Consider the following 18,735-nt stretch of genomic DNA (forward strand, 5'->3'; position numbering starts at 1 on the left):
ACAAAGGAGACATGCCATGGGCAGCTATCGATGGTTCCCTTCATCCCGCAATAGCGGCGTACAGGAGCTGCAATCACTGGTGAGCGACCTGGAAAGCCTGCTGGAAAGCGGCCGCGACCTCACCGCCGACCAACTGCCGGCGTTCAAGGCCAAGCTGCGCCACCTGGTGGACGAGAGCCGCGAAACCAGCGAGCACCTGGTGGAGCGCAGCCGCCGGGCGATCCAGGCCAGCGGCGAATACGTCGGCGAGCATCCCTGGCAGACCGCCGCGATACTCGCGGCGGCCGCCGGCATCCTTGCCGCGGCCTGCGCCTTGAGCCGCCAGCGCTGAGGGTGGCGCGGTGGTCGGCGGCTCAGCCGTTGACCACCGTCCCGCCGTTCACGTGCAGCACCTGCCCGCTGACATAGGACGAGTCCGTGCTGGCGAGGTAGACATAGGCCGGGGCCAGTTCTTCGGGCTGCCCCGGCCGCCCCATCGGCGTGTTGCTGCCGAAGGTGGCCACTTGCTCGGCGTCGAAGGTCGAGGGAATCAGTGGCGTCCAGATCGGCCCCGGCGCCACCGCGTTGACGCGGATGCCGCGCTTGACCAGGTTCATCGCCAGGGAACGGGTGAACGAGGTGATCGCGCCCTTGGTGGACGAGTAGTCGATGAGCGTCGGGTTGCCCTTGTAGGCGGTGATCGAGGTGGTGTTGACGATCGTCCCGCCCTCGCGCATCAACGGCAGCACGGCCTTGGTGAGCTGGAACATGCCGAAGATGTTGGTGCGGAAGGTGCGCTCCCACTGCTCCTCGCTGATGTCCTCCAGGCGCTCCTGGGGATGCTGTTCGCCGGCATTGTTCACCAGCACGTCCACCCGGCCCCAGCGCTCCTGGACGCGCCGCGCCACTTCCGCACAGAAGCCGGCATCGGCGACATCGCCGGCCATCTCCAGGCATTGCTGGCCAAGGGATTCGATGATCTGGCAGGTCTTGAGCGCATCCTCGGATTCGTTGAGGTACAGCAGCACCACGTCGGCGCGCTCGCGGGCGAAGGTCACCGCCACCGCGCGGCCGATGCCGCTGTCGCCGCCGGTGACGATAGCCACCTTGCCGGCCAGCTTGGCGGCGGCGCGGTATTGGCCGGAGACGAATTCAGGCTGCGGCTGCATCTGCTGCTCGGAGCCGGGCTGCTGGTCCTGGTGCTGGGGCGGCAGGGTCTGGGTCTCGCTCATGGCGTTCTCCTCGGATAGACAAACGGATGGATAAGCGCGATGCGCAGCGGCATCGCGCGGCGCGTCAGGCGCGCGGCGGCTTCTGCTCACCGCAGTGGCAGTGCGGGTCCTGGCAGTGTTTTTCGCCGTCCGGGTGGCCGTCGGCGCAGGCCTGGCAGCAGAACGCCCGGCCCTCGCGGTAGACGGCGTTGGCGCCCAGGCTGCAGGAGCAGCCGGCGCAGGCGCAGCGTTGTTCGTTCATGGATGCTTCCTCCCATTGACGCGGACTCACTGGGTAGGCCGGCGGCAGCGGCCATGGTTCAGGCTTTTTCGCCAGCGGCGCGCGCCGCCGACCGGCTTTTCTGAACCGCGCGCGCAGACAGCCGTCCACCGCGGTAATGCCACGACCCAAAAGGAAGAAGTCCCATGATCACCTCACCTGCCTCCGCGTATTGCCGCAGCCTGCTGCTGGGCCTGCTCGTACTCCTGGGCAACGGCGTTGCCGCCACGGCGTCCGCCGAGGAGTCGGACAAGGCCTCGGCGTTCATCTCCGCCGCCCTGAGCAACAGCCAGCAGCAACTCGCCCGCGCGCAGCAGGCGATCCGCTATGGCAAGACCCTGGCCGTGCGCGACCAGGCCCAGGGCGTGCTGGATCAGCACGGTGCGCTGCTACGGGACCTGCAGACCCTGGCGCAGAAAAAGGGCGCCCCCGCCCAGAGTGACGCCCCGTTGAAGCCGGAAAACTCCCAGGCACCGCTCGGCGCCAGCGAGCGCTTCGACCATGACTACGCAGTGGCCCAGCTGCAAGCGAGCAAGCAGGCGGTGACGGCCTTCGAGCGCATGACCAAGGACGACGCGGACACCGACCTGCAAGGCTTCGCCCGCCTCTGGCTGCCGATGCTCTACCACCAGCGCGAGCTGGCCGATCAGCTGGTGGCGTCGCAGGCGCCCTAGCCTTCGAGCTGGTCGAACATGGCGCGGGTCAGGCGCTGCCGCGTCCTGGCCCAGTCGGCCCAGGGGTCGGCCGCCTTCAGGCGTTCGTCGACCGTGGCAATCGTCCACTGGTTGGCGCCGGTGAGCGTGGGCAATTCTTCCCGACCGATCGGCACCGACACCGGCAAGCCCTCCCGCGCCCGCACCGACCATACGCACACGGTGCTGGCGCCACGGGTATTGCGCAGGTAGTCGATGAAGATCTTGCCGACGCGATTCTTCGGCCCGGACACGGCGCTGAAGCGATCGGGCATCAGCTGCGCCATGTGCCGGCTGATGCCGTGGGCGAAGTCCTTGACCTCGTCCCAGCCGTGGCGCCGCTGCAACGGCACGAGGATGTGCATGCCCTTGCCGCCGCTGGTCTTGAGGAAGGCGGTGAGCCCCAGCTCGTCGAGCAGCGTCAGGGTCAGTTGGGTCGCCTCGACCATGCGTTGCCAGGGCAGCGCCGGGTCGGGGTCGAGGTCGAGGACGAAGCGGTCGGGCTTTTCCAGGTCATCGAGGGCGGCGTTCCAGGTGTGCAGTTCCAGCGCGCTCATCTGCGCGGCGCCGATCAGCCCCTTGGCGGTGGCGATGCGCAGCAGCGGCGCGTGGCCGGGGTCGAGCTTCGGGTCCAGTTGCTCGGCGCCGGGGATACCCGTGCGCGAGGCATGGCGCTGGAAGAACTGCTCGCCGCCGACACCGTCCGGCACGCGCACCAGCGACACCGGGCGGTCGGCCAGCCACGGCAGCAGGCGCTCGGCGGCCTTTTCGTAATAGCGCGCGACGTCGATCTTGCGCAGTTGGCTGGTGGCGTCGATCACCCGCTCGGGGTGGGTGACGGTGACGCCTTCGAGGGTGTTGCCGGTGCTGTCTTTTGCCGCTTTTGCGCCGGTCGCGCGCGGCGCCTTCTGCGGTTTTTCCTCGACGATGGCCTTGGCCGGCTTGTCGCTGCGCAGGCCATGGAAGACCGCCTGGCGCACGAGGCCTTCGCGGGTCATCTCGGCGAAGGCGACTTCGCAGAGCAGCTCCGGGCGCAGCCAGGTCACGCCCCGGGCGTCGGCGCCCTTGGGCGCCTGCTGCAAGGGGCAGGTCTTGCGCTGCAGCGGCTTGAGCTGCTGGTAGAGGGTTTTCAGCGTGGCGCTGCTGAAACCGGTGCCGACCTTGCCGGCGTAGCGCAACGCGCCATCGGCGTCATGCAGGCCGAGCAACAGGGCGCCGAAGTGCGCGCGCGAGCCCTTGGGTTCGCTGAAGCCGACGATGACGAACTCCTGGCGGCGCTTGCACTTGAGCTTGATCCAGTCGCGCGAGCGCTTCTGCGTATAGGGGCTGCCGGCGCGCTTGCCGATCAGCCCTTCCAGGCCCAGGCGGCAGGCGCTGGCGAGCACGCTGCGGGGGTCGTCGGTGAAGTCTTCGGAGTAGCGCAGCGACGCCTGCTGATTGCCCCGCAGCACCTGCTGCAGGGCCTGGCGGCGCGCTTCCAGCGGCTGGTCGCGATAGTCCACGCCGTCCAGCCAGAGCAGGTCGAACAGCGTGTAGTGGATGGGCGCGGAAAGATTGGCGTCGAAGGCGTTCTGCAGGCGCTGGAAATCCGGGCGGCCCTCCTCGTCCATCACCAGGATCTCGCCGTCCAGCCAGGCCGATTGCACCGGCAGCGCCGCGAGCGCCTGGCACAGCTCCGGCAGCTTCGCCGACCAGTCGTGGCCGTTGCGGGTCATCAGTCTGACCTCGCCGCCATCGAGCCGGGCGAGGATGCGGTAGCCGTCGATCTTGATCTCGTAGCGCCAGTCGCCGGCGGGCGGCGCGTCCACCAGGGTGGCCAGCTCGGGCGAGATGGCGTCCGGCAGCTTGCCCTTGCCCGTCCTGGCCGTCTTTTTCGGCGCTGCCTTGGAGCGCGAGGTGTCCCGCGCCGGCTTGGCCTGCGCCCGCTTGGGCGCCGCCTTCTGCTTCAGCGCCGCCGCCTCGCTGGGCAGCGACTGCCCGGAGACCACGCTCAGCGGCGCTTCGGCGAGGATGTCGAAGCGCGGGAAATCCCGCGCCTGGTCGTCGCGCCCCTTGATCAGGAACCACTGCGGCTTGCGCCCCGCCATGCGCGTGCGCACCAGGTTCCAGCTGCCGGCGAGCTTGCTGCCGGCCAGGCGGAATTTCAGGTGGCCGCTCTTCATGCCTTCGTGCGGATCGCCGATGGGCGTCCAGCGGCCTTCGTCCCAGACGATCACATCGCCGGCGCCGTAGTGCCCTTCGGGGATGTGGCCCTCGAAGCGCGCGTAGTCCAGCGGGTGGTCTTCCACCTCGATGGCCAGGCGCTTGACGCTCGGGTCCAGGCACGGCCCCTTGGGCACTGCCCAGCTTTTCAGCACACCGTCCAGCTCCAGGCGGAAGTCGTAGTGCAGGTGGCTGGCGTCGTGCTTCTGCACCACGAAGACGTACTCCCCGGCGTGGCTGGCCGGGGCTTCGCCGCTGGGTTCGGGGGTGCCGCTGAAGTCACGCTTGCGGGCGTATTCCTTGAGGGTGGGGTTCTGGATGGCGGCGGCGCGGGGCATGGCTCACTGCTCCTCGTCCGGGTCGGTGGCGTCCCAGGGCTTGCCGTCGAGCGGGTGCACCCGGCCCTCCTCGGCTTCGTCCAGGCCGATGCCGCCGCCGATCTCGCTCTCGCGGCGGATGTGCAATTCCTGGTCCACCGGCGTGCTGTCGGCCGGGTCCAGCGGCGATTCGGTGCCCTCTTCGTCGATCAGCGTTTCCGGCGCCAGGTCGTCCATGCTCACGCCGTCTTCCACGGCGCTGTCGCCGAGGGTTTCGCCGCCGCTCAGGCCCATTTCGCGACGGCGCTGGGCGGGGAATTCCCGCTCCACGTCCTCGGGCGAGCGCTCGTCGCCGATGCGGCCTTCGGGGCCTTTCTCGAAATCCAGTTCGCGCACGCTGCCCATGCGGTCTTCGGTGTCGTCGATCTCGATGTGCTGCGGGTTCGCGTGCGGCTTGTCGGGATGGCTCATGGCAATGCCTCCGGGCTGGTGTGACCTGTGTGCGTTCAGGCCGGTTGAGCCCGGGCCAGGCGGCGGAGTTCAGCTTTTCTGCCGGCGTGCAGGCCGGCGCGGGTCATTCGTCGATGAAGCTGTTGATCAGTTCCAGCCCCAGGTTGCGCACGCGCACGGCGGTGCTCAGCTCATGGCCGTGGATACCCACGACGGTGATGCGCGGCATGTCCGCCAGCTGGCTGCCCAGGCTGATGGAATAGCTCCCGCCAGCCTCGCGGAAGCAGGAGAAGCTGAATAGCGGATAGGCCTCGTGGAGCACCGCCTCCACGTCCAGGCGTCGTAACTGCGTCATGGCCACCTCCCGTCCCCAGTTCCCACCCTGCCCGCTCGCGACGGCGGGGGGAATACTGGCGATTGGCCCTGGCGCCGGCGGCAACCCGCGGCATCCCATGGATGGCCCGGGCTGGACGGGACCCCGCCGGTAAGGCCTCGCGGCTGGCCGCTGGCGGTTTCAGACGGAAGGTTGCGCCGCCGACGCAGCCGTCTCGCCGTGCATTTTCCAGCCCCTGGCCAGGGCGACCTTGCACTTTGCTGATGCCCAGGGGCCAGTACGCCAAAGGGTTTCCCAACAATAACAACCTGTTAAGCCGCTGAGACAGCCCCGAGCGGGGTGGAACGGCCGATGCAACGGTTCCCGCTCAAGCCAGCGCTCCAGGCTGGCTTCTGCCACGCATCCGGGAGATCGACATGTCCAGTTGCCACGACACTGCCATCGAGCACCTGAGCCACCTGTTCACCGACTACCGCCCGCAATTCATCGACCGCCCCGACGGGACGGTGTTGATCAGCCTGCGCAACGCCAAGGGCAAGCGCCTGATGTCCCGCGTCATCCAGCAGGAGGAACAGCGCAACGCCGTGCTGCTGAACAACCTGGTGGAGCGCATCCGCCGGGACCTGATGACCATCGAGGGGCCGCTGGAGGAAGACAACGTCGACTGGTTCCTCAAGCGCATCGAGTTGCAGACCTTCGTCCCGGTGAACCCCACCCACCGCCCGCGCAAGGTGGTGATGGCGGGCGCCCGCCTGCGCGCCCTCGCCGGCAAGTAGCCGGCAAGCGAGGTACCGATGAAAACGCCCATGGATACGCCCGATCCCGATCCGAAAGTGACCCGCGAGGAGTCGCTGGAGGAACTGGTGAACATCGAACCCGAGGACAGCCGGCAGGAGCCGCACCTGTCCGCCGCCCATCAGGATGGCCTCAAGGAGGGGCCCGCCTGAGTCGATACAGACGATGGGAAGGTATTTCCGGCGGCCGCCGTCAGTCCCTGTAGTCGGGCGGCCGTCGGTTTTCTTCCAGCAGATGCCGCACCACCGCGCGCCACGCCGCCTTTTCCGACCGCCCCTTGGCCAGGGCGGCCGCGTACGCCGCACGCTGCCGCTGGGCGCTGTTGCCCACCTGGATGATGCGCCGCGCGCGGTCGAACAGTCGCTCGCCCTCCTCGTCCAGCCAGGGTTCGACCGCTGCCCGCGCCTGCTCCAGCCACTCGTGCGCGCCGACCAGCCTGTCGTCCCGAACCAGGAAGCGCCCGGCGCAGCCATGCCGCCGCGCCTGCCAGAAGTTTTCCGCCTGCCGTGCCTGCTGCCAGTGCGGGTCCTCGCTCTCCAACGGCTCCCGCGCCTGGGCCACCAGCAAGCGGAACAACCCGGCGATGCACAGCGCCTCGTCGAGGCGCGGGCAGGCGTCGGTGATGCGCAGCTCCAGGGTCGGGTAGCGCGCCGAGGGCCGCACATACCACCAGGTGTGGCCGGGCTCGTCCATCAGGCCGTTCTGCAGCAGCACGGCGACGTAGCGCCGCCAAGCCGCTTCATCGGCGAAGCGTGGCGGCGGCCCCATGCGCGGCCACTCGCCGCACAACGACTGGCGATAGCTGTCCAGCCCGGTATCGCACTCACCCCAGAATGGCGACGACGCACTCAGGGCGAGGAGCAGCGGCATCCACGGCAGCACGCGGTTCATCACCCGCACACGATCGATGCCCTGCACCTCCGCGTGCACGTGCAGGCCACTGAGCAGGCTCTGCCGTGCCACCACACCCTGCTCGTCGAACAAGTGCCGGTAGCGCGGGTGGAACGCCGGCGCCTGGCGATGCAGCCGGGTGAACGGATGAGCCGCGACGCAGAGGGTTTGCAGCCCGTGGGACGCGGCGATCTCGCGCAGGCGCCGGCGGCGGTCGTGGAGCAAGGCAGCGGCCTCGTCGAGGTGGCGCAGCACAGGGCTGACCAGCTCGTACTGACAGAGGAACATTTCCTCGGCCACCTCATCGCCCAGCACGCCACGGCAGGCGTGGGTAAAACCCAGCGGCACCGCCCGCGCCAGATCGAGGCTGGCGGGATCGAGCAGGAAGAATTCTTCCTCGATGCCGAATCGGGGCAGCGCGGCGCGTGCGGGCATGGCGGACCTCGGAGGTGACGGTTATGTCTGGGACGCGAGACGGCGCGGTGGCGTTCAGTCTTTGTGCCACGGGCTTCGTCGCCCGTTGGAAAGCCGCTGCCGTGCGGTTCGCGAGCAAGCTCGCTCCTACAGGGGCGCTGCGGTGCTGCGCCTCGTGGGAGCGAACCCGCTGGCCCGCGCAGCTCGGCGTTTAGTTGAAACCTTTCCCCGCCCATCCACTCGCAAAGGAAGGACCACCACTTTCTCGCTCGAGGAGCCCTGCATGACGCCACCTGCCGCCCCGAATGCCGTCGCCTCCCACCGCGAGCATCGCTCCATTGGCGACCTGTACCACGCCCTGCTGCGCCAACCGGAAGCCCACCTGGACAGCGCTGCCGCCTTCCTCGATGCGCAGCTGGACCTGCAGCGCGCCGCCGACGACGATGAACTGCCCAGCGATCCCGAGCGCTGGGACGACTGGCTGACCAACCGCGCCGAACGCAGCGCGCAAGCCTATGCCGCCTACCTCGGCGAACGCCGCGACGGCGCGCCGCGCCGGCACTTCCGCAACCGCGCCCACGCCTTGCACTTTCTCCAGGCGGTCGCCCCCACCAAGCACGTGGATGGCGCCTGGCTCTACGGCGTGCTAGCCCACTGGAGCGAGCCGCGGCTGCTGCCCCTGGTGCACATCTGCCTGGAAGAGCTCGGCCACGGCATTCCCGCGCGTAACCATGTGCTGATCTACCAGCGCCTGCTCGACACCCTGGGCTGCGACACGCCGCTCGAGCTGAGCGATGCGCACTACGTGCAGGGCGTCGTGCAGCTTGCGCTGGGCTACCTGAGCGACGCCTACCTGCCCGAGGTGCTGGGCTACAACCTGGGCTACGAACTGCCGCCGCTGCACCTGATGATCACCAGTTACGAACTGCGTGAGCTGGGCATCGACCCGGAGTACTTCCGCCTCCACGTGACCATCGACAACGCCGCCAGCGGCCACGGGCGCAAAGCCCTTCAGGCGCTGCAGGCGAACCTGCCGCACCTGGCCGACCGCGACGCCTTCCTGCGCCGCGTGCACGCCGGCTACCGGCTCAACGATGCCGGCCTGTCGAACCGGCAGCTTCTCGATGGCTTCGACCTGGACGCCGAAGTGATCGCCATGCTCGAACGCAAGCGGCCCTTCGCCAAGCAGATGCACGACGACCGCGCGCGCATCGGCGGGCGCACCGTCAACCAGTGGATGGCGGGCCCCGGGCGGATGGGCGAGTTGCTCGCGGCGCTGGAACGCCAGGGCTGGATCAAGCGCCACCAGGACCCGGCCCACAGCCGCCTGTGGAACCTCATCAGCGGCGACAGCGCCGTCATGTTCGGCGTGTTCACGCCCTACGAACGGCAGTTGCTGCACGACTGGATCGCCGGCGACTGGAGCGAACCGCCGCCGCGCAACCCCTGGAGCGGCAGCGAGAAGGCCAGTGCCGAGCCCGCGCCGGTCCGCTCGGAATTCGCCGCCGAGGAACGCGCGCTGCTGAGCGAGCTGTCCACCCTTTCGCCGCGCAGCCGCATGCAGCGGCTGGTCGCCCTGATGGCACCGCATCGCCACTGGACGCCAGCCGGGCTGCTGGCCACGCGCATCTACACCGATAAACTGGGGATCGAACCATGACTTCATTCTTCGACTCGCGGCTGGAGGTGCTGATCACCCTCGGCCAGGAGTTGCAGGCACAGGATTACCACTTCACCACCGTCACCCCCGCGACCCACGCGCGGGTCAACGCGCGCCCGCAGAACCAGGTCGCCGAGGATCTGCACGGCGTGTTCGGCTGGAGCCGGCTATTCCCCGACACTGTGGTGAGCGAGCGCCTGCTGGCGCTGCTGGAAACCGGCGGCCTGTTGCAACGCCAGGACAGCCAATGGCGCAGCGCGGTGCGCTGGTCGAGCCTGGACGACCAGTTGTTCGCCCACTCGGCCTACCCGACCGTCGAACACGACGCGGTGTTCTTCGGCCCGGACACCTACCGCTTCGCCCGCGCGCTGCAGCAGTTCTTCCAGCAGGCAGACGCCGGGACCGTGCGCCGCGCAGTGGACATCGGCTGCGGCGCCGGCCCCGGCGCCATCCTCATCGCCCAGGCCTGCCCGCAGGCGGAAGTCAGCGCCGTGGACATCAACCCACGCGCCCTGGACTTCACCCGCGCCAATGCCTACCTCGCCGGCATCGATGACCTGCAGATCCGCCAGAGCAACCTGCTGGACGGCGTTGACGGGCAGTTCGACCTGATCGTCGCCAACCCGCCCTATCTGCTCGACCCGGACGAACGCACCTACCGCCATGGCGGCGGCGACTACGGTGGCGGCCTGTCGCTGCGCATCGTCGAGACGGCGCTGGAGCGCCTCACGGTGGGCGGCACCCTGCTGCTCTACACCGGCGCCGCGGTGATCAACGGCGACGCGCCGCTGCGCAGGCAGGTCGACGCGCTGCTGGCCGACCGGCCGGTGAGCTGGCGCTACGAGGAAATGGACCCGGACGTCTTCGGCGAGGAACTGGACAGCGCCGCGTACCGCGACGCGGAACGCATCGCAGCGGTGACCCTGACGGTGAAGCGCCTGGCGTGATCGCGCAGGAGCGGCGGATAACGCTGACGGCGTTATTCGCCCTACGTCTGCCCCCTGTAGGAGCGGGCCACGCCCGCGACCGAAGCTTCCGCGCCTGCCGGCACCACCGGCTCACACCCGGGCAATCGCCTTACGGTCTGCTACTTCAACCCCAAGGGATCGCCCCCCTGTAGGAGCGGGCCACGCCCGCGACCGGAGCCCCCGCGTCTGCCGGAACCACCGGCTCACACCCGGACAATCGCGGGCATGGCCCGCTCCTACAGTTTCGGGAAATCTCGCGCGAGAAAGCGTCAACCGGCGAGCACGGAGGCTTCCACTCGCGCCAGACAGTCCCCTCTCCCTTCCGGGAGAGGGTTAGGGAGAGGGGCTCTTCGCTGCCAGTGCGCTGCCAAACGACAACCCCTCTCGAGCGAGCCCGGCTTACGCCGGAATCTTCGCCACCTGCGGCTCCCGCGCCCAGACGCGGTGCTGCTTGAGCGCCGCCTCCAACGGGGCGAACACATCGGTCGCCGAACCGCCCTGGATCACGCCTTCATCCGCCGCCAATCCGAGCTGCCCCGGCAGCGCCTGCGCATCGCCGGCAAACGCCAACGGCTTCAGGTGCTTGTAGGCTTCCAGCAGGTAATGCAGCGCGCGGCCATCGCCACTGATCTGCTGCGTCACCGGCGCACCGCCGGGCACGAACACCGCGTCGAAGACCACCGACGGCAGCCCGTCCCAGCTGGCATGGGGAATCAGCTCCGCGCCGCTCGCAGCCTTGACTGGCGCGGCACTGGGGGCGATCAGCTTGGCCGATGCGCCGCCCTTCTCCAGCGCATCGATCAGGTCGCTGACGTCGCTCTCGCTCACCCCGTCGGCAATCAGGATCGCCACCTTGCGCGAGCGGATATCGCCGGAGAGCAGGTTGACCTGGCTGAGCGCCGGCGACAGCGTGGGCTGCGGCACCGAGGCGGGCTTGGCGGTCACCGTGACGCCGATCTGGCTGGCCACCTTCTCCGCCAGTTTCGGGCAGATGTTGACGAGGATCTCGTTCACCTCGCGCTCACGGATCGACATCCGTTCCACCTTCGACAGCTCGAACGCGTAAGCCGAGGCCACGTGACCCTGCTCCACCTCGCTGAGGCTGTGATAGAACAGCGCCGCCTGGCTGAAGTGGTCGGCGAAGGAGTCGGCGCGCACCCGCACCTTGGTCCCGTTCACCGGTTCGTGGTAGCTGCTGAAGCCGCCCTGGCGCGCCGCCGGCGGGGTCTCCTTGGGCCAGCCGCCATCGATGGAGTTCGGCTCATAGGAGGCTCGGCCCTTGTGCACCATGTGCTGGTGCAGGCCGTCGCGCTGGTTGTTGTGGAACGGGCACAGCGGCTGGTTGATCGGGATCTGGTTGAAGTTCGGCCCACCCAGGCGCAGCAGCTGGGTGTCGGTGTAGGAGAACAGCCGGCCCTGCAGCAGCGGGTCGTTGGTGAAGTCGATGCCCGGCACGATGTGGCCGGGGTGGAACGCGGCCTGCTCGGTCTCGGCGAAGAAGTTGTCCGGGTTGCGGTTGAGCACCATGCGGCCGAGCAGTTTCACCGGCACCAGTTCCTCGGGCACCAGCTTGGTCGGGTCGAGCAGGTCGAAGTCGAACTGGTCGGCATCCGCCTCGGGGATCACCTGCACACCCAGCTCCCACTCGGGATAGTCGCCGCTCTCGATGTCCTCCCAGAGTTTGCGACGGTGGATGTCCGGGTCCTTGCCGGCGAGCTTCTGCGCCTCGTCCCAGACCAGCGAGCAGACGCCGGACTTGGGCTTCCAGTGGAACTTCACCAGCGAGCTTTCCCCCGCCGCGTTGATCAGCCGGAAGGTGTGCACGCCAAAGCCCTGCATGTGCCGCAGGGAGATGGGAATGGCGCGGTCGGACATGGCCCAGGTGACCATGTGCGCGGACTCCGGCGTGAGCGAGACGAAGTCCCAGAAGGTGTCGTGGGCCGAGGCCCCGGTGGGGATCTCGTTGTGCGGCTCGGGCTTCACCGCGTGGACGAAGTCTGGGAACTTGATGGCGTCCTGGATGAAGAACACCGGCATGTTGTTGCCCACCAGGTCGTAGTTGCCCTCGTCGGTGTAGAACTTCACCGCGAAGCCGCGCACGTCGCGCACGGTATCGGCCGAGCCGCGCGGGCCCTGCACGGTGGAGAAGCGCACGAACACCGGCGTCTGCTTGCCGCCCTTGCCGAGGAAGGAGGCCTTGGTCAGCGCGCTCCAGTCGTCGTAGGACTCGAAGTAGCCGTGGGCCGCGGCGCCACGGGCATGCACGATGCGCTCGGGAATCCGCTCGTGGTCGAAGTGGGTGATCTTCTCCCGCAGGATGAAATCTTCCAGCAGCGACGGTCCGCGATCACCGGCGCGCAGGCTGTTCTGGTTGTCGGCGATGCGCACGTTGGTGTTGGTGGTCAGCGCCTCGCCGGTGGCGTCCTCGCGGTAGCGCTCCAGCTGCTCGAGCTTCTCGTTGGTGTTGCCGCGATCGGCGGTGCCGGTGCCTGCCAGTTCGCTCTGTTTGCCGGCTTCGTTGCCAGGTTGCTTGGCCATGAAACGTCGCTCCTCATCCCAGGTGAACGGCCGCCATGGGGGCGGCCTCGGTCTTGTACCTATCCCTTGGGTGAAACGAAGCCGGAGGAGTTCAGGCTTTTTTACCAGCGGTGCGCAATGACAAAGCCCCGGAGGGTTGCTCCGGGGCCTTGTGGTGGATGCGTGCGATCAGCGCGCGAGGAACGGCGGCGGCGCGTCGATCACGCCGGTCTCGTTGACGTACCGCGTGTAGTGCTCGATCAGCGCCTGCAGTCTTGCCGGCTCGCTCTGGGCCAGGTCCTGGGTTTCGCCGGGGTCGCGGCCCAGGTCATAGAGCTGCCAGGTGGCCGGGCCGACCGGCGCGGGCAGGTACACCGCCTTCCAGTCGCCCTGGCGGATGGCGCGCATGCCGAACAGCTCCCAGCCGGTGACGGTCTTCTCGTCGTGGGCCTGCTCGGTCTCGCCGGAGAGCCAGCCCAGCCAGGACTTGCCGCGCACCTCGGCGACCTCGCGGCCGCGCCATTGCTTGCCGGGGTGGCGCACGCCAGCCAGGTCGAGGATGGTCGGGGTGATGTCCATCACCGTGGAAAACGCATGGCTGATCTCGCCCTGGCGTTGCAGCGCGGGGTAGCGCACCAGCGCCGGCACGCGGATGCCGCCTTCGGTGGTGAAGGCCTTGTACAGGCGCGACGGCGCGGTAGCCGCCTGGGCCCAGCGCGGGCCGTACCAGATGTAGGAGTTGGCCCGGCCGATGTTCTCCAGGCTGTTGTCGTAGTGCTGGTCGAGGAAGCTCAGGAGGTCCGGGCCGAAACGCGGGAAGGCTTCCAGCAGCGCGCCCTCGGCGCCGTTGTCGGACATGAACAGGACGAAGGTATTGTCCAGCTCGCCCTGCTGGCGCAGGTACTCGACCACGCGGCCGACGTTCCAGTCCAGGCGCTCGACCATCGCCGCGTAGACCTCCATGGCCCGCGCCGATTTCGCCTGCTCCTCGTCGCTCAGCTGCGCCCATTCCTTGCTGATGGCCAGCACCGGGTGCGCCTTCACGTCGGCGTCGATCAGGCCCAGCTGCTTGAGCCGCTCCAGGCGTTCCAGGCGCAGGGCCTCGGGGCCGGCGTCGTAGCGCCCCTTGTACTTGTCCACCACCTCCTTGGGTGCCTGCAACGGCCAGTGCGGCGCGGAGAACGGCAGGTAGGCGAAGAACGGCCGGCTCTGGTCGCGCTCCTTGAGGTAATCGATCAGGCGGTCGCCGAAGGCGTCGGAGGAATAGAAGTCCGCCGGCAGCTCCTCGATGAAACGGTCATCCTCGACGTACAGCGCCGGCGTGCTCTTGAGGATGCGCGGCGTGCTGTCGTCGTAGGGCGGCTCGAAGCCGTAGTGGTTGGCCGCGCCCGGCAGCAGCGAGAAGGAGCGCTCGAAGCCGCGCGCGTGGGGCGCCTGCTCGAGCTTCAGGCCCAGGTGCCACTTGCCCGACATCAGCGTCTGGTAGCCCGCCTCGCGCAGCAGCTCCGGCAGCGCCACCACGCGGTCGTTGAGGTAGCCCTCGTAGCCCGGCTTGCCCTCCAGCTCCGGGGTCAGCGCCTCGGCCATGGTGCCGATGCCGGCGATGTGGTGGTCGGTGCCGGTCAGCAGCATCGAGCGCGTCGGCGAGCAGGTCGGCGCGGTGTGGAAGTCGGTCAGGCGCAGGCCATCGAGAGCCAGGGCGTCCAGGTGCGGCGTGGCGATCTCGCCACCGAAGGCGCCGAGGTCGGAGAAGCCGAGGTCGTCGGCGACGATAACGAGGAAGTTGGGGCGTTTGCTCATGGGGGCTCTCGTTCTGATGGTCAGTGTTTCCAGAGCGCCCTCACCCTAACCCTCTCCCAGAGGGAGAGGGGACTGATCGGCACGAGGATCAACTCCGTGCTTCCCGGTTGGCAGAGGACGGCTCCCTCTCCCGCTGGGAGAGGGCTGGGGTGAGGGTTCTTCAGGTCAGCAGGCAATGAACTCGAACGGCAGGTCTTCCACCCGCCTGGGCTGCGGCGCGACGTAGTCGCCCTCGCCCGTCAGCTCGTGCAGCAGCGCCTCGCGCTGGCGCAGGAAGTCGTAGCCGCCGCGCTCGCGCGGGTGTGCCAGCGGCACCTCGACGATGCGCTTGATACGCCCCGGCCGCGGCGCCATCACCACCACGCGGTCGGCGAGGAACAGCGCCTCCTCCACGTCATGGGTCACCAGCACGGTGGTGATGCGCTCGCGCTGGCGGATGCGCAGCAGTTCTTCCTGCAATTGCTGGCGGGTCAGCGCATCCAGCGCGCCGAAGGGTTCGTCCAGCAGCAGGATGCGCGGGCTGGCCACCAGGCCGCGGGCAATCGCCACGCGCTGCGCCATGCCACCGGAAAGCTGGTGCGGGTAGGCGCGGGCGAACGCGCTCAGACCCACCAGTTGCAGATAGTCGGCCACCTTGGCGGCCTTGCCGGTGTCGCTCAGCGGTTCGTTGACCAGGCCGAGGGCGACGTTCTGCTCCACGCTCAGCCAGGGGAACAGGCGGTGCTCCTGGAACACGATGCCGCGCTCGCCGCCGATGCCATCGATGAGCGCGCCATCGATGCGGATCTCGCCCTGGAACTCGCGGTCCAGCCCCACCAGCAGGCGCAGCAGCGTGGACTTGCCGCAGCCGCTGGCGCCGACGATGGCGATGAACTCGCCGTCGGCGATCTCCAGGTCGAAGCGTTCGATGGCCTGCAGCTCGCGGCCGTCCACGGGGAAGCTCTTGGCCACCTGGCGAAAGCTCACCAGGGCCTGGGATGCGAATGCGTTCATGCGTGTCTCCAGCGCGTCACCCGCGCTTCGATGCGCTGGCCGAGGGCGGCCAGCAGGGCTCCGGTGAGGCCGACCAGCAACATGCCGGCGCCGACCAGGTCCATGCGGAAGAGTTGTTGCGCGCCGATCATCAGGCTGCCGATGCCGCCGTCCGAGGGCATGAAGTACTCGGCGCCGATGGTGCCGAGCCAGGCATAGATCAGCGCCAGGCGTACCCCGGCGAACACCGAGGGTGCGGCGCCCGGCAACACCAGCCGGCGCAGCCGCTGCCAGGGCGACAGGCGCAGGGCGATGGCCGCCTCGGTCAGTTGCGCCGGCAGGCTGGCGATGCCGCGCTGGGTCGCCAGCAGCAGCGGGAAGAACGCGGCGAGGGCGACGAACACGACCTTTGCGAGTTCACCCAGGCCGAACCAGGCGGTCAGCAGCGGCACCCAGGCGAAGATCGCCACTTGCCGCAACGCCGCGAAGGACGGGCCGAACAGCCGCTCCGCCGGACGCCACAATCCCAGCCCCAGGCCGAGCAGGAAGCCCAGCGCGCCGCCCAGCAGCAGGCCGGCGAGCGTGCGTTGCAGACTGGCCAGCAGCGCGACGGTCAGGCTGTTGTCCAGCAACCCCTCCCACAGTGCCACCGCGACCGACGCGGGGCTGGCGAGAATCGACGGATCGACCCACTCCAGCGCGCTCGCCGCCTGCCAGATCGCCAGCAGGCCCAGCGGCAACAGCCAGGGCTGCAGGCGCTCCCACCCCTGCCCTGCGCCGCTGCGCCCCGGCTGGCTGCGGCGCAGCTCGCCGGCGGCCTGCTGCGGCCAGTGCACCAGGCGCCGGTCCAGCGCCTGGATGCCACGGTCCATGGCTGCACCCACCAGGCCGATGACCAGGATGCAGACGAACACGATATCGAGCATGAAGAGTTGTCGCGCCTGCACCATCAGGTAGCCGATGCCCTCGCTGGAGGCCAGCAGTTCCACGGCCAGGAGCGACGTCCAGCCCTGCGCCAGCGCCAGGCGCACGCCGGTGAGGAACGCCGGCAGCGCCGCCGGCAGGATCAGCCGCCACAGCAGCAGCCGACGCGACAGGCGCAGCACGGCGGCGGCCTCCCGCAGGCGCGGCTGGGCGTCGCGCACGCCGACCAGGGTGTGCAGCGTCACCGGCACGATGATGGCCTTGATCAGCACCACCAGCTTGAGCAGTTCGCCGATGCCGAAGAACAGCATGAACAGCGGAATCCAGGCCAGGGTCGGGACCTGCGCCAGGGCACTGAAGGTGGGCAGCACCAGACGCTCGGCGCGGCGGCTGAAGCCGAGCCAGGCGCCCAGTGCCAGCCCGCTGAGGATGCCGGCCAGCAGGCCCCAGAGCAGACGTTTCAAACTGACGCCCAACTGCTGCCACAGCTCGCTCGCCAGCAGTTCGCGCCCGGCCTGCCACACCAGTTCGGGGGTGGGCAGGATTTGCGCGGACATCCAGTGGCGATGACTGGCCGTCCACCAGAGCACGCCAATGGCCAGCGGCACCAGCCACGGCAGGAGGGTCTCCACGCCCCGCCAGCCCAACGTGGGAGGCCTCAGGCGTGGCGCGGGAAGAGCAAGGCGATAGGGCTTGGTGATATTCTTCATTGGAATATAAATAATCGCATCAATGCATTTACGAGCTAACACAGGCCATTTAAGGGAAGCCCCCCGCCTGCATCCAATGCATTCGCCGAATATTTTTTATGCCCTGCGGGCATCTGCCCGCGAACGCCGATGACGCCTCGCTTAGCTCGAATAATTACTAAAAAATGAATTTTTATTATTTTGTTGATGGACGCAGACATGCCTTTAGTGCGGGCGCCGGAGCCACATGCGCTCCCCCCACTGCAGGAGGCAGGCGCCATGAAGGCCCTCACCAACCAATTGCTGTCCCTCTTCGCCGCGCCGGTGCTGGCCGGGCTGCTCGGCGCCTATCCGCTGATTACCCAGGCCGCCGAGCCAGTGAAGGAAATCCGCATCGCCGTGCCCGACGTCAGCGCCGGGCAGAATCACTCCGGCGGCGGGGTGGTGGATGTCCTCTACACCCGCCAACTGCTGGAGAAGGAATTCGCCGCCGACGGCATCCAGGTCAAGTGGAGCTTCTTCAAGGGTGCCGGCCCGGTGGTCAACGAGGCCTTCGCCAACGGCCAGGTGGACTTCGCCTACCTGGGCGACCTGGCCGCGATCATCGGCAAATCCAGTGGCCTCGACAGCCGCCTGCTGGCCGCCACCGCGCGTGGGGTGAACCATTACCTGGGCGTGCAGCCCGGCTCGGGCATCAAGACCCTGGCCGACCTCAAGGGCAAGCGCGTCGGCATCTTCCGCGGCACCGCCAGCCAGCTGTCGTTCGACAACGCCCTGGCCAGCGCCGGCCTGAGCGAGAAGGACCTGAAGGTCATCAACCTCGACTTCAGCGCCGCCCTCGCCGCCCTTGCCGCCAAGCAGATCGACGCCACCTGGGGCCTGGCCGGCCTGTTCGCCCTGCGCGACAAAGGCCTGGCGGAGATCCCGCTGAGCACCCAGGACCTCGGCGGCGCTGGCACCCTGCAGGCCCTGCTGGTGGGCAACGGCGAATTCGTCGACACCCACCCGGACATCGTCGAGCGCCTGCTCAAGGTGCAACTGCAAGCGGTGCAATGGGCCAGCACCGAGGCCAACCGCGACGCCTACATTGACCTCGTGTCCCAGCAGGCCAGCTACCCGGCGGTGATCTTCAAGAGCGAATACCAGGGCCGCCCGCTGGCGGGCGTGCTCTCGCCGAAGCTGGACGCCGACTTCCTCGGCCGCCTGGACGCATCGATCGCCGCGGCCAAGTCCTTCGGCCTGATCCGCCGCGACTTCAAGTCCGCCGACTGGGCAGCCCCCGCCCTGCAGGACGCCGCAAGCCGGCAACTGGCGGCACAGCCGGTGGCGGCGATTCAGTGACAGACGCGCGCACCGGCGTCTCGCCGGTGCGCGAGATGACCATGCCTGACAGAAGCGCGCTACGCGCGCGATCGCGCCCCACCTGTAGGAGCGTGCCATGCACGCGATGGCGGACAATGTCCGCTGGTACAGGGGGGGTCAGTGTTGGGCGGTTCGCGAGCAAGCTCGCTCCTACAGGACCTACAGGACCTACAGGATCAGCACCGCTCTGTCTCTTGAAGGTTTCCAGAGAAATATCCGCACGCGCCGGACGCCCCGTTCAGGAGGCCGAGTGGAATCGGAGTTCCAGGGGTTGAGCG

The 18,735-nt window shown here is 68.5% G+C and carries 17 protein-coding genes; 7 read left to right on the plus strand and 10 right to left on the minus strand.

From position 1 onward, the window contains the following. The first annotated feature begins 16 nt into the window (after nucleotides 1-16). Nucleotides 17-331 (plus strand): DUF883 family protein, encoded by a 315-nt coding sequence (locus tag N0B71_RS23340; RefSeq protein WP_259755188.1) that lies wholly within the window; start codon nucleotides 17-19, stop codon nucleotides 329-331. Between the two features lie 22 nt (nucleotides 332-353). On the opposite strand, the gene N0B71_RS23345 is transcribed toward N0B71_RS23340, so the two are convergent. Further along, complete coding sequence (locus N0B71_RS23345; protein WP_259755189.1) at nucleotides 354-1,211, minus strand: SDR family oxidoreductase; 858 nt, start codon at nucleotides 1,209-1,211, stop codon at nucleotides 354-356. Nucleotides 1,212-1,275: 64 nt separating this feature from the next. Then, nucleotides 1,276-1,452: a metallothionein gene (locus N0B71_RS23350; protein ID WP_259755191.1), complete on the minus strand. Its 177-nt coding sequence runs from the start codon at nucleotides 1,450-1,452 to the stop codon at nucleotides 1,276-1,278. A 164-nt stretch (nucleotides 1,453-1,616) separates the two neighbouring features. Here N0B71_RS23350 and N0B71_RS23355 point away from each other — a divergent pair, with 164 nt between their 5' ends. Next, a complete protein-coding gene (locus N0B71_RS23355) occupies nucleotides 1,617-2,144 on the plus strand; it encodes a DUF4142 domain-containing protein (protein WP_259755193.1) in 528 nt (175 codons plus the stop codon). Here the strand turns inward: N0B71_RS23355 and ligD are convergent. From ligD to N0B71_RS23370, 3 genes are all read right to left on the minus strand, one after another. Next, a complete protein-coding gene (ligD, locus tag N0B71_RS23360) occupies nucleotides 2,141-4,702 on the minus strand; it encodes a DNA ligase D (RefSeq protein ID WP_259755195.1) in 2,562 nt (853 codons plus the stop codon). The genes N0B71_RS23355 and ligD overlap by 4 nt on opposite strands. Before the next feature lie 3 nt (nucleotides 4,703-4,705). Further along, entirely contained in the window at nucleotides 4,706-5,152 is a 447-nt protein-coding gene (locus N0B71_RS23365; protein ID WP_259755197.1) for a phosphotransferase system, HPr-related protein, read from the minus strand. Nucleotides 5,153-5,255: 103 nt separating this feature from the next. Further along, entirely contained in the window at nucleotides 5,256-5,486 is a 231-nt protein-coding gene (locus N0B71_RS23370; protein ID WP_259755199.1) for a hypothetical protein, read from the minus strand. 395 nt (nucleotides 5,487-5,881) lie between these two features. Here N0B71_RS23370 and N0B71_RS23375 point away from each other — a divergent pair, with 395 nt between their 5' ends. Together N0B71_RS23375 and N0B71_RS23380 are read left to right on the plus strand one after the other, a co-directional pair. Next, nucleotides 5,882-6,241 (plus strand): DUF3509 domain-containing protein, encoded by a 360-nt coding sequence (locus N0B71_RS23375; RefSeq protein WP_259755200.1) that lies wholly within the window; start codon nucleotides 5,882-5,884, stop codon nucleotides 6,239-6,241. A gap of 30 nt (nucleotides 6,242-6,271) precedes the next feature. Further along, nucleotides 6,272-6,412, plus strand: coding sequence for a hypothetical protein (locus N0B71_RS23380; protein WP_259755201.1), 141 nt, complete (start codon nucleotides 6,272-6,274; stop codon nucleotides 6,410-6,412). Nucleotides 6,413-6,452: 40 nt separating this feature from the next. Here the strand turns inward: N0B71_RS23380 and N0B71_RS23385 are convergent, their stop codons facing one another. Beyond that, on the minus strand, nucleotides 6,453-7,586 hold the full coding sequence (locus N0B71_RS23385) for a carboxylate-amine ligase (protein WP_259755202.1): 1,134 nt from the start codon (nucleotides 7,584-7,586) through the stop codon (nucleotides 6,453-6,455). Between the two features lie 262 nt (nucleotides 7,587-7,848). On the opposite strand from N0B71_RS23385, the gene N0B71_RS23390 reads away from it, so the two are divergent. Continuing rightward, nucleotides 7,849-9,225 carry an iron-containing redox enzyme family protein gene (locus tag N0B71_RS23390; RefSeq protein WP_259755204.1) on the plus strand — a complete coding sequence of 459 codons (1,377 nt, stop codon included), beginning with the start codon at nucleotides 7,849-7,851 and terminating at the stop codon, nucleotides 9,223-9,225. After that, a complete protein-coding gene (locus N0B71_RS23395) occupies nucleotides 9,222-10,172 on the plus strand; it encodes a class I SAM-dependent methyltransferase (protein ID WP_259755205.1) in 951 nt (316 codons plus the stop codon). The genes N0B71_RS23390 and N0B71_RS23395 overlap by 4 nt, the downstream gene beginning before the upstream one ends. Before the next feature lie 420 nt (nucleotides 10,173-10,592). Here the strand turns inward: N0B71_RS23395 and katE are convergent, their stop codons facing one another. The 4 genes from katE to N0B71_RS23415 all read right to left on the minus strand — a co-directional run bounded on the left by katE (nucleotide 10,593) and on the right by N0B71_RS23415 (nucleotide 17,116). Then, complete coding sequence (gene katE / locus N0B71_RS23400; protein WP_259755207.1) at nucleotides 10,593-12,731, minus strand: catalase HPII; 2,139 nt, start codon at nucleotides 12,729-12,731, stop codon at nucleotides 10,593-10,595. A gap of 168 nt (nucleotides 12,732-12,899) precedes the next feature. Beyond that, entirely contained in the window at nucleotides 12,900-14,510 is a 1,611-nt protein-coding gene (locus N0B71_RS23405; RefSeq protein ID WP_259755208.1) for an arylsulfatase, read from the minus strand. 165 nt (nucleotides 14,511-14,675) lie between these two features. After that, nucleotides 14,676-15,503 carry an ABC transporter ATP-binding protein gene (locus tag N0B71_RS23410; RefSeq protein ID WP_259755209.1) on the minus strand — a complete coding sequence of 276 codons (828 nt, stop codon included), beginning with the start codon at nucleotides 15,501-15,503 and terminating at the stop codon, nucleotides 14,676-14,678. Beyond that, nucleotides 15,500-17,116, minus strand: coding sequence for an ABC transporter permease (locus N0B71_RS23415; protein ID WP_311197175.1), 1,617 nt, complete (start codon nucleotides 17,114-17,116; stop codon nucleotides 15,500-15,502). The genes N0B71_RS23410 and N0B71_RS23415 overlap by 4 nt, the downstream gene beginning before the upstream one ends. A 258-nt stretch (nucleotides 17,117-17,374) precedes the next feature. On the opposite strand from N0B71_RS23415, the gene N0B71_RS23420 reads away from it, so the two are divergent. After that, entirely contained in the window at nucleotides 17,375-18,436 is a 1,062-nt protein-coding gene (locus tag N0B71_RS23420) for an ABC transporter substrate-binding protein (protein ID WP_259755210.1), read from the plus strand. The last annotated feature ends 299 nt before the right edge of the window (nucleotides 18,437-18,735 follow it).

This window comes from Pseudomonas sp. GCEP-101 (assembly GCF_025133575.1).
Classification (GTDB): Bacteria; Pseudomonadota; Gammaproteobacteria; order Pseudomonadales; family Pseudomonadaceae; genus Pseudomonas; species Pseudomonas nitroreducens_B.